The organism is Cryptosporangium japonicum, from assembly GCF_039524755.1.
In the GTDB taxonomy this organism is placed as follows: Bacteria; Actinomycetota; Actinomycetes; order Mycobacteriales; family Cryptosporangiaceae; genus Cryptosporangium; species Cryptosporangium japonicum.
This window is the reverse complement of sequence record NZ_BAAAGX010000042.1, coordinates 74,776-88,810: the sequence shown is the minus strand read 5'-3', so window position 1 is coordinate 88,810 and position 14,035 is coordinate 74,776. Positions and strand designations below refer to the sequence as shown.

The 14,035-nt window shown below is 73.1% G+C and carries 15 protein-coding genes; 11 read left to right on the top strand and 4 right to left on the bottom strand.

The genetic code is table 11. From position 1 onward, the window contains the following. Positions 1–5: 5 nt before the first annotated feature. Positions 6–743 (bottom strand): 2-phospho-L-lactate guanylyltransferase, encoded by a 738-nt coding sequence (gene cofC / locus ABD437_RS39650; RefSeq protein ID WP_344654138.1) that lies wholly within the window; start codon positions 741–743, stop codon positions 6–8. Between the two features lie 112 nt (positions 744–855). Between cofC and ABD437_RS39645 the strand changes: the two genes are divergently transcribed. Genes ABD437_RS39645 through ABD437_RS39630 form a run of 4 tightly spaced genes read left to right on the top strand, consistent with a single transcriptional unit; the run spans position 856 to position 4,816 of the window. After that, positions 856–1,572, top strand: coding sequence for a lysophospholipid acyltransferase family protein (locus ABD437_RS39645; RefSeq protein WP_425558353.1), 717 nt, complete (start codon positions 856–858; stop codon positions 1,570–1,572). After that, positions 1,569–2,588: an NAD(P)H-dependent glycerol-3-phosphate dehydrogenase gene (locus ABD437_RS39640; RefSeq protein WP_344654136.1), complete on the top strand. Its 1,020-nt coding sequence runs from the start codon at positions 1,569–1,571 to the stop codon at positions 2,586–2,588. Before ABD437_RS39645 ends, ABD437_RS39640 begins: the two co-directional genes overlap by 4 nt. Beyond that, on the top strand, positions 2,585–3,679 hold the full coding sequence (locus tag ABD437_RS39635) for a cystathionine gamma-lyase (RefSeq protein WP_344654135.1): 1,095 nt from the start codon (positions 2,585–2,587) through the stop codon (positions 3,677–3,679). The genes ABD437_RS39640 and ABD437_RS39635 overlap by 4 nt, the downstream gene beginning before the upstream one ends. A gap of 24 nt (positions 3,680–3,703) precedes the next feature. After that, positions 3,704–4,816: a D-alanine--D-alanine ligase family protein gene (locus ABD437_RS39630; protein WP_344654134.1), complete on the top strand. Its 1,113-nt coding sequence runs from the start codon at positions 3,704–3,706 to the stop codon at positions 4,814–4,816. Between the two features lie 19 nt (positions 4,817–4,835). Here the strand turns inward: ABD437_RS39630 and ABD437_RS39625 are convergent, their stop codons facing one another. Both ABD437_RS39625 and ABD437_RS39620 read right to left on the bottom strand, forming a co-directional pair. Then, positions 4,836–5,417, bottom strand: coding sequence for a DUF3515 family protein (locus ABD437_RS39625; RefSeq protein ID WP_344654133.1), 582 nt, complete (start codon positions 5,415–5,417; stop codon positions 4,836–4,838). A 2-nt stretch (positions 5,418–5,419) separates the two neighbouring features. Next, on the bottom strand, positions 5,420–5,653 hold the full coding sequence (locus ABD437_RS39620) for an Lrp/AsnC family transcriptional regulator (protein ID WP_035868703.1): 234 nt from the start codon (positions 5,651–5,653) through the stop codon (positions 5,420–5,422). 120 nt (positions 5,654–5,773) lie between these two features. Between ABD437_RS39620 and ABD437_RS39615 the strand changes: the two genes are divergently transcribed. From ABD437_RS39615 to ABD437_RS39605, 3 genes are all read left to right on the top strand, one after another. After that, positions 5,774–6,712, top strand: a complete 939-nt coding sequence (locus tag ABD437_RS39615) for a thiamine-phosphate kinase (protein ID WP_425558352.1) — start codon at positions 5,774–5,776, stop codon at positions 6,710–6,712. A 190-nt stretch (positions 6,713–6,902) separates the two neighbouring features. After that, entirely contained in the window at positions 6,903–8,081 is a 1,179-nt protein-coding gene (locus ABD437_RS39610) for a serine/threonine-protein kinase (protein WP_344654131.1), read from the top strand. 19 nt (positions 8,082–8,100) lie between these two features. Continuing rightward, positions 8,101–8,586, top strand: a complete 486-nt coding sequence (locus tag ABD437_RS39605; RefSeq protein WP_344654130.1) for a GNAT family N-acetyltransferase — start codon at positions 8,101–8,103, stop codon at positions 8,584–8,586. A 53-nt stretch (positions 8,587–8,639) separates the two neighbouring features. On the opposite strand, the gene rpmB is transcribed toward ABD437_RS39605, so the two are convergent. Next, a complete protein-coding gene (rpmB, locus tag ABD437_RS39600; RefSeq protein ID WP_035857150.1) occupies positions 8,640–8,831 on the bottom strand; it encodes a 50S ribosomal protein L28 in 192 nt (63 codons plus the stop codon). Positions 8,832–9,023: 192 nt separating this feature from the next. Here rpmB and ABD437_RS39595 point away from each other — a divergent pair, with 192 nt between their 5' ends. From ABD437_RS39595 to coaD, 4 genes are all read left to right on the top strand, one after another. Further along, positions 9,024–10,622: a DAK2 domain-containing protein gene (locus ABD437_RS39595; RefSeq protein WP_344654129.1), complete on the top strand. Its 1,599-nt coding sequence runs from the start codon at positions 9,024–9,026 to the stop codon at positions 10,620–10,622. 66 nt (positions 10,623–10,688) lie between these two features. Then, entirely contained in the window at positions 10,689–12,965 is a 2,277-nt protein-coding gene (recG, locus tag ABD437_RS39590; RefSeq protein WP_344654128.1) for an ATP-dependent DNA helicase RecG, read from the top strand. Further along, positions 12,962–13,519, top strand: a complete 558-nt coding sequence (gene rsmD, locus ABD437_RS39585) for a 16S rRNA (guanine(966)-N(2))-methyltransferase RsmD (protein WP_344654127.1) — start codon at positions 12,962–12,964, stop codon at positions 13,517–13,519. Before recG ends, rsmD begins: the two co-directional genes overlap by 4 nt. Beyond that, the gene (gene coaD / locus ABD437_RS39580; RefSeq protein WP_344654126.1) at positions 13,516–13,995 is read left to right on the top strand and encodes a pantetheine-phosphate adenylyltransferase; all 480 of its coding nucleotides are present in this window, start codon (positions 13,516–13,518) and stop codon (positions 13,993–13,995) included. The genes rsmD and coaD overlap by 4 nt, the downstream gene beginning before the upstream one ends. Positions 13,996–14,035: the final 40 nt, after the last annotated feature.

Genomic DNA, 14,035 nt, shown 5'->3' with positions numbered 1-14,035 from the left:
GGGATTCAGCAGGCGCAGCGGATGGGATCGAAGAGGGCGGTCGTCCGTGGGCCCAGCCCGAGCCGGCGGGCCGCGTCGAGGTCGGCCGCGGTGTCGACGTCCTGGCGCAGCGAGACGCCCACCTCGCCGGCCGCCGTCAGATCGACCGCGCCGGCCCGGGCGTGCGACAGCGCCGAACCGGGCCCGTAGTCGGGCTCGAGCGGCACGCCCCGGGGCGCCGCGAGCAGCGTCGTGCCGGTACCGGCGGCGTCCGGCACGAAGCCGCGGACCCCCAGCCGCTCGACGGCGCGCAGCACGGCGTCGAGATGGGTGCTCTGCAGTGCGGGCAGGTCGGCGCCGAGGGTGGCCGTTCCGCACCCACCGCGGCCGTCCGAGCCGCTCAGCAGGGCGGCCATCGCCGCACCGTGACGCAGCGCCGGGTTGAGCCCGGAGCGCGGGGTGTCGGGAACGCACACCGCGCCGAGCGAGCTGAGTGCCGCGACCGCCACCCGGTCGTCGGTCACGACCACGACCCGGTCCACGGCCGGGGTGGCGAGCACCGCCGCGACCGTGTCCAGCGCCATCGCCAGCGCGACGTCGGCGTGCCAGTCGTCGGGCTCGTCCGGCGGATCGAGCGCGCCGAGCGGATCCGGCCCGCTGGCGGTGTAGGTGAACAGCGCGGCGGACGCCGGCAGCGTCGCGCGCAGCCGGCTCTTCGCCTGCCCCAGTCGTTTGACCGGCGTCACGATCGACCATCCCGTCACGCCTCCATCCTCACACTGTTCCAGCGCGTTTCGTCCACGCGTCGGCGTAGGGTGAGGTTTCCTGCAGGTTGGGGCCCGCCGGACCCCCGTACGGCGAGGAGGCGGCACCGCGGTGCGCCGGGGATTCTGGCTTCGGTTCGCAGAGTTCGTCCTGCGTCCGCTGTTGACCGTCTTCACGAAGCGGACGTGGCGTGGATGGGAGAACATTCCGGTCAGCGGGCCCGCGATCTTCGTCGCGAACCACACGTCGATAGCCGACCCGCTGGTCATCGCCCATTTCCTCTACGACCGGCCGCGTGAGATGCGCTTTCTCGTCAAATCGGATCTGTTCACGGTTCCGCTGGTCGGCACCGTGCTCCGGTCGTCCGGTCAGATCCCGGTCCACCGGTCCACCCGCACCGCGGGGGACGCGCTCCGCACCGCCACGGCCCGTATCCGTGCGGGGGAGGCCCCGCTCATCTACCCGGAGGGCACTGTTACTCGCGACCCCGATCTCTGGCCCATGCAGGGCAAAACCGGAGCCGCCCGGCTGTTCCTCGACACCGGCGCGCCGGTGATCCCGATCGTGCAATGGGGGGCGCACGGCCTCCACGACTACCGCACCGGCAAGGTGCGGTTGCGTGCGCGGACGCCGGTCACGGTGTCGGCCGGCGAGCCGGTGGACCTCTCGGCCTACGCCGGGGCGCCGCCGACCGGGACCGTGCTCAAGGAGATCACCGACGTGATCATGCGCCGGTTGCGTAACGACCTGGCCGAAGTCCGCGGGGAACCGGCGCCGACCGGCCCGCTCTACGTGCTCGACGAGAAACCGCGGGGGCTGGCGTCGTGAGTGGTTCTGACACCGTGCGCGCCGCGGTGCTGGGTGCGGGTTCCTGGGGCACGGCGTACGCCAAGGTCCTGGCCGACGCGGGCTGCGAGGTCGCGCTCTGGGCCCGGCGGGCCGAGCTGGCCGCCGCGATCAACGCCCGCCGGGAGAACGGCGACTACCTGCCCGGCGTCGAGCTGCCCGACCGGCTGACCGCGACCGACGACCACGAGGCGGCGCTCACCGGCGCCGACCTGGTGATCCTGGCGGTGCCGTCGCAGACGATGCGGGCCAACCTGCGGCACTGGGCCGGCGCGCTGGGCGACGACGCGACGCTGGTCAGCCTGGCCAAGGGCGTCGAGCTCGGCACCCACAAGCGGATGACCGAGGTGATCGTCGAGGTCACCGGCGTCCCGGCCGACCGGGTGGCGGTGGTGTCCGGGCCGAACCTGGCCAAGGAGATCGCGTCCGAGCAGCCCGCCGCCACCGTCGTGGCCGCCACCGACCGGGGCCGGGCCGAGTTGCTCCAGCGCGCGTCCACCACGTCCTACCTGCGCGTCTACACGAACACCGACGTGGTGGGCGTCGAGCTGGGCGGGGCGGTCAAGAACGTGATCGCGCTGGCCTGCGGCATGGCCGAGGGCATGGGCTTCGGCGACAACACCAAGGCGTCGCTGATGACGCGCGGGCTCGCCGAGACCGCGCGCCTGGGCGTGGCGCTGGGCGCCGACCCGATGACGTTCGCCGGGCTGGCCGGCATCGGTGACCTGGTCGCCACGTGCACGTCGCCGCTCTCGCGCAACCGCACGTTCGGCGAGCGGCTGGGGCGCGGCGAGACGCTGGAGCAGGCGATCGCGCACACCAGGCAGACCGCCGAGGGTGTGAAGTCGTGCCTCTCGATCCTCGAACTCGCCGCCGCGGCGGGCGTGGAGATGCCGATCACCGAGCAGGTCGTGCAGGTGTGCCACGAGGGCATCGCGCCGAGCGTCGCGATGAAGTACCTGATGCGGCGCGAGCCGAAGCCGGAGCACCGGTCGTGACCGGGGACGGCACGACGGCGGCGCACGCGGGGGAGCGACCCGCGGTCCCCGGTGAGCCCCACCGGCCGGGTCCGGTGCTCTCCACGGCGTGGCACCTGCCGGGCGCTCCGGACTTCTACGGCCGCCCCGACAACCCGACGTATCGCGACTTGGAGCGGGCGCTGAGCGAGCTCGAGGGCGGCTCGACGGTCACCGCGTTCGCGTCCGGGATGGCGGCGATCTCGGCGGTCCTGTTCGGAACCCTGAAGGCCGGTGACACCGTCGTCATCCCGTCCGACGGTTACTACGCCACCCGATCGCTGGCCGCCGACCGGCTGGCCGCGTTCGGGGTCACCGTGCGGGAGGCGCCGACGCTCGGCCCGTATCCGCTCGAGGGCGCGTCGCTCGTGCTGCTGGAGACGCCGAGCAACCCCGGGATGGACGTCTGCGACCTGGCGGCGGTGTGCGCCGACGCCCACGCCGCCGGTGCGCTGGTCGCGGTAGACAACACCACCGCGACGCCCCTCGGCCAGCGTCCACTCGAGCTCGGGGCCGATTTTGTCGTGGCCAGCGACACCAAGGCGCTCTCCGGCCACGGTGACCTGCTGCTCGGCCACGTCAGCACGCGCGACGACGGGCTCGCGACACGCGTGCGGAACTGGCGCACCTGGGCCGGCGCGATCCCCGGCCCGTTCGAGGCCTGGCTGGCGCTGCGGTCGCTGGCGACGCTCGACGTCCGGCTGGAGCGGCAGGCCACCAACGCGTTGGCGGTCGCGGAACTGCTGGTGGGGCACCCGGGGGTCAGCGGGGTGCGCTACCCGGGGCTGCCGGGTGACCCCGCGTACCCGGTGGCCGTGAAGCAGATGCGCCGCTTCGGTGGTGTGCTCGCCGCGGTGCTGCCGGACGCGGCGGCCGTCGAGCGGATGCTCTCGGCGTCCCGGCTCGCGTCGGCGGTGACGAGTTTCGGTGACGTCCGCACCGGGATCGATCGGCGTGCGCAGTGGGGCGGCGACGACGTTCCGGACGGATTCGTCCGCATCTCCTGTGGAATCGAGGACACTGCGGACTTGGTGGCGGACCTCACCGCGGCCCTCGCGGATAACGCCGGGTAGGCAGCGGACTGTAGGGTCTGGCGCGTGACGAGCGATCCAACCCCCGGGTCGAAGAGACTCCGCGTCGCCGTGATCTTCGGCGGACGCAGCACCGAGCACGCGATCTCCTGTGTCAGCGGGGGCGCGGTGTTGGCCGGCCTCGACCGGGACGAGTTCGACGTGATCCCGGTCGGTATCACCGCGGAGGGCCGCTGGGTGCTCGCGCCCGACGACCCGGCGCTGCTGCGTGCGGTCGGCCGCGAGCTGCCGACCGTCAAGGACGGCACCGAGGTGGTCCTGCCGGGTGACCCGACGCGTGGCGGCCTGGTGGTCTCCTCACCCGCGGAGGGCGTCGGCGCGCTCGAGGGCGTTGACGTCGTCTTCCCGGTGCTGCACGGCCCCTACGGCGAGGACGGCACGATCCAGGGCCTGCTCGAGATGGCCGGCCTGCCCTACGTCGGGTCGGGCGTGTTCGCCTCGGCCGCGGCGATGGACAAGGAGTACACGAAGAAGCTGCTCGCGGCCGAAGGGCTCGCGGTCGGCGACTACGTCGTGCTGCGGAACGGCGCGACGCTCACGTTCGAGCAGCGCGAGCGCCTCGGCCTGCCGGTGTTCGTGAAGCCGGCGCGGGCCGGGTCGAGCATCGGCATCACCCGCGTCACCGACTGGTCGCAGCTCGACCAGGCACTCGAGATGGCGCGCGCCGTCGACCCGAAGGTGCTGGTCGAGGCCGCGGTGGTGGGCCGCGAGGTGGAGTGCGGCGTGCTCGAGGGCGAGCGCGGCGGCCCGCCGGAGGCCAGCCTGCCTGCCGAGATCCGCCTGGTCAGCCCCGATCACGACTGGTACGACTTCGAGGCCAAGTACCTCGACGACGCGTGCGAGTTCGACATCCCGGCCGTGCTCCCCGAGGGCGTGGAGGAGCAGCTGCGCGAGGCCGCCTGCCGTGCGTTCACCGCGCTCGGCTGCGCCGGCCTGGCCCGCGTCGACTTCTTCGTGACGCCGGACGGCGGGCTGGTCGTCAACGAGGTCAACACGATGCCGGGCTTCACCCCGATCTCGATGTTCCCCCGCATGTGGGCGGCCACCGGGCTGCCCTTCGACGAGCTGGTCGGGCGGCTGGTGCGCACCGCGGTCGCCCGTGGTTCCGGCCTGCGTTGAGCGGCGGATGCCGCCCGCGTCACGCCGCGGGCGGCACCGAGTCCACTATCGGTTTCGAGAGCGGCCGCAGCAGCGAGCCGAAGCGCCCGACGTTGTAGGGCGCGGGCAGCCGCAGGTCCACGGCCACGCTCCGGTTGAGCGCGCGCAGGAACGTGACGTCCTTGCCTTCGGTGACCAGCCAGGACAGGCCGTTGAAGTCGACCACCTGACCGGTGCTGCCCGCGGTGGTGGCCGCCGGCCCGACGCCGCAGCGCAGCACGATCGCCGGATCGCCCCAGGCCGCGGCCCGCTCCGACGCGGACGCCGGCTCGACCGGCCGGCTCCCGTGTTCGTCGACCGTGACCGGCAGGTTCGCCAGCAGCGCCCGGCAGACGGTCTCGGTCTTCGCGTCGATCATCGACGGCTGGTTGTTCACCGACAGGTCGACGGTGACCGGGCCGGTCGCCGGCTCCTGGTCGCCGGCGAACCCGCCGGCCGCCCAGAACCAGCCGACGCCGACCAGCAGCGCGAACGGTACGGCGATCAGCGTCGCGGTGAACGCGGCGCTGATGCGTTGGGACCTGGTCGCTCGAGGCGCGAGGGCCGTGGCTTCGTCGGACACGGTCAGAGGTGCACGACCGAGCAGGTCAGCGTCCGCGTGATGCCGGTGACGCTCTGCACCTTGCTGACGACGAGCGAACCGAGCTCGTCCACGGTCTCGGCCTGGGTGAGCACGATGACGTCGTACGGGCCGGTCACCGCGTCGACCTGGACGACGCCGGGCAGGTCGCTGACCGTGGCGGCAACATCCCGGGCCTTGCCGACCTCGGTCTGGATGAGGATGTATGCCTGGACCACGGACACGCTCCCTGTAAGGCCATTCGACACCGTCCGTACCGGAACGACGGATGGTAGGACGGATGCACGCTACCGCAGGCCGTGGCAGCTCAGAGCGGGGGCAGGGGAGGAGTGAGCGGCGTGACCGTGTCGGAGATCGGAGAGCCCGGCCTGCTGGAGCGGGTGTTCCCGCGCTTGCCGGAGAGCCGGGCCACCGTCGTGGGGCCCGGTGACGACGCCGCGGTGCTCGCCGTCGGCGGTGGCCGGGTGGTCGCCACCACGGACGTGCTGGTCGAGGGGCGCCACTTCCGGCAGGACTGGTCGAGCCCCCGTGACGTCGGGCGCAAGGCGGCGGCCCAGAATCTCGCGGACGTCGCGGCGATGGGCGGCGTCGGCACCGCGCTGCTGATCGGGCTCGCGTTGCCCGGCGACACCGAGCTGGCCTGGGTGGAGGCGTTCTACGACGGGGTGCGCGAGGAGTGCGGACCGGTGGGGGCCGGTGTCGTCGGGGGTGACCTCGTGCGCTCGGAGCACGGCATCACGATCGCGGTGACCGCGCTGGGTTCGATGGACGGACGCGAGCCGGTCACCAGGGGCGGGGCCAAGCCGGGTGACGTCGTCGCGATCGCCGGGCGGGTGGGCTGGTCGGCCGCCGGGCTCGCGGTGCTCTCCCGCGGTTTCCGGACGCCCAGGGCGCTCGTCGACGCCCACCGCTTCCCGTCGGTGCCGTACGCGGCCGGCCCGGTCGCGGCCGAGTTGGGCGCCACCGCGATGACCGACGTGTCGGACGGTCTGGTCGCCGATCTGCGCTCGATCGCGGTCGCCAGCGGCGTCTCGATCGAGATCACCTCCGACGTGCTCGAGGTGACCCCGCAGATGCGTGACGCGGCCGCGGCGCTCGGTGTCGATCCGGTGCGCTGGCTCCTGGATGGGGGCGAGGATCACGCGTTGATCGCGACGTTCCCCGGAAAAATTGAACTTCCTGAGCCGTGGTTGACGCTCGGCCGGGTGGTCCGCGGCCGAGGGGTGTACGTCAACGGGCAACCCAGCGATGACCAGGGATTCGACCACTTTCGGTGACCCCAGGGTGAGCTTCAGCTCAAGGAACCGCTATGGTCGCCGATGGGTGATTTGGGGCAAATGGCCATATCGGCAACGGGGTGGCGCGCGTCGGGACCGGCGTTTCGTCCCCCTGTTCGGAGGCTAACCCGCCTTCAGCGAGCCGATTCCTCCAGCGGGTCGACGTGGTGACGAGGGGCAGGGCGGATTTGTGAAGGCGACCGAGACCTCCCTTGTTTCCGACCCACCCGTCGTGCTCGACGGCCGGTACGAAATCGAGGAGCGTCTCGGTGGCGGCGGCGCCTCGGACGTCTACCAGGCCCGTGATCTCCGGCTGGGGCGTCACGTCGCGGTGAAGATGTTCCGCACCCGCGCCGGCGCCCACTCCGACCGGCGCTGCGGTGACGAAGCCCGCCTGCTGGCCGCGCTCAACCACCCCGGCCTCGTCGCGCTCTACGACGTGGGCTGGTACGAGGACCACGAGTACCTGGTCATGCAGCTGGTGGAGGGCCGCACGCTGGGCCGTCGCATCGCCGCCGGGCCGCTGTCGCCGCGTGACGTCGTCCGGGTCGGCGCGGCGCTCTCCGACGTCCTGCACCACGTGCACGCCCGGGGCATCGTCCACCGTGACGTGAAACCGTCGAACGTGCTGTGCGCCGACGAGGGCACGGTGTTCCTCGCCGACTTCGGGATATCCCATCCCGCCGGCGCGGAGGAGACCGACTGCTCGGGCGTGGTGGTCGGAACGGCTCCCTACCTGGCGCCCGAGCAGGTACAGGGCGGTCCGGTCGGGCCGCCCTGTGACGTGTACGCGCTGGGTCTGGTGCTGCTGGAGTGCCTCACCGGCAAGCGCGAGTACCCCGGTGGGCAGCTGGAGGCGGCGATGGCCCGGCTGCACCGCGAGCCGGTGGTGCCCGAACACACGCCGGCGCCGCTCGGCCGTCTGATCCGCTCGATGACCGCGCTCGACCCGCGTCAGCGCCCGACCGCGCTGCAGTGCCGGAAACTGCTGGCGGTGCACGACCCGCAGATCGCGGCGGAGATCGAGCGCCCGGCGTTCATGATGCCGACGGCCCAGGCGCTGCCGGACTCCGCGGACCTGCCGACGGTCGCGGTCGTGATCCCCCCGGTCGCCGCGGAACTCCCGATCGAGGACGCGCCGGTCGACGACGTGGCACCGCCCATCGGGGACGCCGAGCCCGTCGACGTCGACGTGATGGCCGACGATGCGGTCGACGACGACGCGGTCGATGTCGAGACCGGGCAGCTGGAGGGGGCCGGTGCGGACGCGTCCCGGCGGCGCAGCACCGGTGCGCACCGGCGTCGGCGCGGTGCCGGGCTCTGGTCGCCGCGCGGCCGTACCGCCGGCACGGAAGCCCGCGCCAGCTGACTGTGGCACCGTGGAGGACGTGACTTCTGCCGCCACCCGGGTCGCGCTGCGGCCCACCGCGTACGACTCGCCCGAAGCCACGACACTGATCTCCGCGCTCCAGGGGGAGTACCTGGTTCGCTACGGCGGTCACGACGAGACGCCGGTCGACCCGGCGGAGTTCTCGCCGCCGAGCGGGCGGTTCTTAGTCGCCTGGCTCGGTGACGCGCCGGTCGGCTGCGGTGGCTGGCGCGACGACCAGGCCGATCCGGGGCGCACCGCGGAGATCAAGCGGATGTTCGTGGCCGTCACCGCCCGGCGCCGGGGCGTCGCCCGGCTGATCCTGGCCGAGCTGGAGCAGACCGCCGCGGCCGCCGGTTACGCCCGGATGATCCTCGAGTCCGGTGACCAGCAGCCCGAGGCGACCGCGCTGTACCGCGCGGCGGGTTACCGGCCGACCACGCCGTTCGGGCTCTACGCCGACGAGGACGGCTCGATCCACCTCGAGAAGGACCTACGCCACTGAAGGCGCAGCCCGCTGGGCTACGCCTTCAGTGATGAAGCTGGTGGGCCGGGGCGTCAGCCCCGGACGACCTTGCCGGCCTTGATGCAGGAGGTGCAGACCTGCTTGCGCACGGTCGTGCCGCCACCCGCCGGGACCCGAACGGTCTGGATGTTCGGGTTCCACCGGCGGTGAGTGCGCCGGTGGGAGTGCGAGACCGACATGCCGAAGCCCGGCCCCTTGCCACAGACGTCGCACACGCTCGCCACGGAAACACTCCTGCACTAGATGGTCAAAAGCCACCGTGTGTGAAACACGGGGAGGCGCCCGCGAAGGCGCGGGACACCCGAACAGCCTACCTACTCCGCTGAGCGGCGCCAAACCGGCCGGGGCCGCCGGGTGTCCGGCCGCCCTGATGGGCCACGATACGGGGCGGACCCGAACCCTCGGAGGGTGCTGCCGTGCGCGACCACCTCGACGCCGACGCGGTGCGGCGGTGGTTCGTCGGCACGCTGGCGGCACTGCGGCGTCAACAGCCCGAGATCGACGCGCTGAACGTGTTCCCGGTGGCCGACTCCGACACCGGCACGAACCTGGTGCTGACCTTCCGTGCGGCCGTGGACGCCGACACCGGCGGCACGACCGCGCGGGACGTCTGGGCCGCGCTGGCCCGGGGCGCGTTGCTGGGGGCGCGGGGCAACTCCGGGATGATCGTGTCGCAGCTGCTGGCCGGCGCGGCCGACGCGCTGCCGGGCGACGCGCCGGTCCGGGGGCGTGCGCTCGCCGCGGCGCTGGAGGCCGCCGTCGCCGCCGGGTACGCGGCGGTCGTCGAGCCGGTCGAGGGCACCGTGCTCTCGGTGGCCGCCGCCGCGGCCGGTGGCGCGGTGGGCGCGGACTCCGACGAGACGGCGGTGGTGACGTCGGCGGCGCTGCGTGCGGCCCGGCTCGCGCTGGAGGGCACTCCGGCCCAGCTGGCGGCGCTGGGGCTGCCCGGCGTGGTCGACGCCGGTGGGCGCGGCCTGGTCGTGATGCTCGACGTCCTCGACACCGTGGTGCGCGGCGGAGCGCTCGACCTGTCGGCCCCGGCGGCGCACCGGCCGCTCGCCGGCGCCGGCGAGCAGACGGGGTGGGAGGTGCAGTACCTCCTCGACGTGGAGACCGACGCCGACGTGCGGATCGACGGGCTGCGCTCGCGACTGGCCGCGGTGGGGGACTCGGTGGTCGTGGCCTGCGTCGACAGCGGCGACGGGACGACCGGCGGGGCGAAGTCGGTGTGGACCGTGCACGTCCACGCCGACGACATCGGCGCCGCGCTGGAGGCCGGTCTGGACGCCGGTCGCCCGCACCGGGTGGTGGTCACCCCGCTGATCGTCGACGCGGTACCGGCGGTACCGACCGTGGCGCCGGGCGCGGACCGCGCGGTGGTCGCGCTGGTACCGGGGGCCGGCCTGGCCGAGCTGTTCGCCGCGGCCGGCGCGGTGCCGGTCGACGAGGCCGGGCTGACGGTCGAGGCGCTCGTCGACGCGGTGGAGCGCGCCGGCGCGGCCGAGGTCGTGCTGCTGCCGAACGACGGGGCGCACGCCGCGGTGGCCGAGGCCGCGTCGGCGGTCGCCGGCCAGGAGCGCACGGTCTCGGTGCTGCACACCCGGTCCCCGGTCCAGGGCATCGCGGCGCTGGCCGTCGCCGACCCGGCCCGGCCGTTCCGCGAGGACGTCGTCGCGATGGCCGAGGCGGCCGCCGCGACCCGGTCGGCCGAGATCGTGGTCGCCGACCGGGCGGGTCTGACGATCGTCGGGCCGTGCCGAGCGGGCGACGTGCTCGCGCTCGTCGACGGCGACGTGGTGGCGATCGGGACGGAGCTGGCCGACGTGGCCGCCGACCTGCTCGACCGCCTCCTGAACGCCGGCGGGGAGCTGGTCACGCTGGTGCTCGGGGCCGCGGCCCCGCCCACGCTCGGCGACGCGCTGGCGGCCGGCCTGCGTACCCGCTGGCCGTTCTGCGAGGTGCACGTGCTGGCCGGCGGCCAGCCGCGGGCCGCGCTGCTGATCGGCGTCGAGTGACCGACTTGTCGGTGGCGGGTGGTAGGAGTTGGTCAGCCATCGACAGCTTGGAGAGGTGACCCCTCGGTGCAGCCCACCCTCGCTTCGCCGCTGCGCGACGCGGTCGGAGAGAAGACCGCGAAGGCGCTGATCGAGAAGCTCGACCTGCACACGGTCGGCGATCTGCTGCACCACTACCCCCGCCGCTACGCCGAACGCGGCGAGGTCTCCGACCTGGGGGCGCTGGAGATCGGCGAGCACGTCACGGTCGCGGCCAAGATCGAGAAGATCTCCGTGCGCCCGATGCGTCAGAAGCCGCGCAGCAAGATGCTCGAGGTCACGGTCACCGACGGTCGGCGTCAGCTGCAGCTGACGTTCTTCAACCAGGCCTGGCGCGAGCGGCAGCTGACGATCGGCCGCTGGGGCCTGTTCTCCGGCAAGGTCGGCCAGTTCCGCGACAAGCTCCAGCTCAACCAGCCCGATTACCAGCTGCTCGCCGAGCCCGGCGAGCTCGCCGAGGGCCAGGGCGCCGACGTACTGGCCGAGTTCGCCAACGCGCTGATCCCGGTCTACCCGGCGGCGGCGAACGTGCCCACCTGGACGATCGCCAGGGCCGTGCGTGCGACGCTCGACATCCTCGCCGAGGTCGACGACCCGATGCCGGAGGGCATCCGGCGGCGGCGCCACCTGCCCGATCTCGACAGCGCGCTGCGCGCGATCCACCAGCCGGCCTCCAAGGAGGACCTCTACCGGGCCAGGCACCGCCTGAAGTGGGACGAGGCGTTCGGGCTGCAGGCCACGCTGGCCCAGCGCCGGCTGGCCGCCGCCGCCCGTCCGGCCACCGCGCGCCCGCCGCGCCTCGGCGGCCTGCTCGAGGCGTTCGACGCCGCTCTGCCGTTCGCGCTCACCGACGGTCAGGCCCGAATCGGCGACGAGATCGCCGACGACCTGGCCGCCGAGCACCCGATGCACCGGCTCCTCCAGGGTGAGGTCGGCTCGGGCAAGACGGTGGTGGCCATCCGGGCGATGCTCCAGATCGTCGACTCCGGCGGCCAGGCCGCGCTGCTGGCCCCCACCGAGGTGCTGGCCGCGCAGCACGCCCGCTCGATCCGCGCGATGCTCGGCCCGATGGCCCGCGCCGGCGAGCTCGACGCCGCGGACGTCTCGACCCGGGTCGCGCTGCTCACCGGTTCGCTGCCGGCCGCCGCCCGCCGGGCCGCGCTGGCCGAGGCCGCCGACGGTTCCGCGGGCATCGTCGTCGGCACCCACGCGCTGCTCTCCGAGGGCGTCGAGTTCGCCGACCTCGGCCTGGTCGTCGTCGACGAGCAGCACCGCTTCGGCGTCGAACAGCGTGACGCGCTGCGCGCCAAGGGCGGCGAGACACCGCCGCACGTGCTGGTCATGACCGCCACCCCGATCCCGCGCACGGTCGCGATGACGGTCTTCGGCGATCTGGAGACCTCGGCGCTCACCCAGCTGCCCAGCGGCCGGTCGCCGATCGCCACCTCGGTGGTGCCGGTCGCCGAGAAACCGGGCTGGCTGGCCCGCGCCTGGCAGCGGGTGAACGAGGAGGTCGCCGCCGGGCACCAGGCCTACATCGTCTGCCCGCGAATCGGGGAGGCCGCGGCCGATGAGGAGGACGAGCTCGACGGCATGAATTTTGATTCCGATTCCGGGCGGGCGGGTGGGGGGCGTAGGGCTGGAGACCCGACTCTCGAGCCGCCCCCCGAGGACGAGGGAACGTCCAAGCGCCCGCCGCTGGCCGTGCTCGAGGTCGCGCCGAAACTCGCCGAGGGGCCGCTCTCCGAGCTGCGGATCGGCATCCTGCACGGCAAGCTGCCGCCGGACGAGAAAGACGCGGTGATGGGCGATTTCGCCGCCCACCGGCTCGACGTCCTGGTGGCCACCACCGTGATCGAGGTCGGCGTGGACGTGCCGAACTCCACCGCGATGGTGATCATGGACGCCGACCGCTTCGGCGTCAGCCAGCTCCACCAGCTGCGCGGCCGGGTCGGCCGGGGGAGCGCGGCCGGGCTGTGCCTGCTGGTCACCGACGCACCGGCCGGCACGAAGGCCCGCGAGCGGCTGGACGCGGTGGCCAGCACCACCGACGGGTTCGAGCTGGCCCAGCTCGACCTCGAACAGCGTCGCGAGGGCGACGTGCTCGGCGTCGCGCAGTCCGGCCGCCGCTCGCGTCTCAAGCTGCTCTCGCTGATGCGTGACGAGGACGTCATCCACGACGCACGCACGGAGGCCACCGCGCTCATCGCCGAGGACCCCGAGCTGCGTGCCTACCCCGGCCTGGCCGCGGCCGTCGACGCACTGGTCGACCCGGACGCGGCCGACTACCTGGAAAAAACGTGACACGCATCGTCGCGGGGAGTGCCGGGGGGCGGCGGATCGACGTCCCGCCGGGGCGGGGCACGCGCCCGACGTCGGATCGGGCCCGGGAAGCGCTGTTCAGCGCGGTGCAGGCGCTGCTCCCGCTGGACGGTGCGGCCGTGCTCGACCTGTACGCCGGGTCCGGCGCGGTCGGCTTCGAGGCGCTCTCGCGGGGGGCCGCCCACGCGGTGCTGGTCGAATCCGACCCGAAGGCGGTACGGACGCTACGGGCGAACGCCGGCTCGCTGAAACTTCCGGGCGCGGAGATCTGGGCCGGCCCGGCCGAGCGGTTCGCCGCCGCACCCGCTACCCACCGATTCGACCTGGTCTTCGCCGATCCGCCCTACGCGGTCTCCGCGGAAGCGCTCTCGGCGGTGCTGGCCGACCTCGATTCCTCTGGTTGGCTCGGTTCAGACGCCGTCGTCATCGTCGAGAGAGCTACTCGCGGCGAGCCCTGGGTGTGGCCGAAACCACTGGTCGCGGTACGTGAGCGCCGTTACGGCGAGGGCACGCTTTGGTACGGTCGCCGTTCGTGAGACGCGCTGTGTGTCCGGGATCTTTCGACCCGGTGACGAATGGTCATCTCGACATCATCGGACGGGCGAGTCGCCTCTACGACGAGGTCGTGGCGGCGGTTCTGATCAACCCGCGCAAGGCCGGTCTGTTCACGGTCGACGAGCGCATCGAGCTGCTCGAGGAGGTGACCGCCTCCTACGGCAACGTCCGCGTGGACACGTTCAGCGGCCTGCTCGTCGACTACTGCAAGGCCAACGACATCCCGGTCGTCGTCAAGGGGCTGCGCGCGGTCAGCGACTTCGACTACGAACTGCAGCAGGCGCAGATGAACCACGGCCTGGCCGGTGTGGAAACGCTGTTCATGGCTACTAACCCCCTGTTCTCGTTCTTGTCGTCCAGCCTGATCAAAGAGGTGGCCAAGTACGGTGGCGACGTGTCCGCGCACGTACCGGAAGCGGTGCGACGTCGTCTGGTCGATCGGCTCGATACTCAATAGTTAGGGCCATGGCACCCCTCCGAGGTCGCCGGAGTATGCC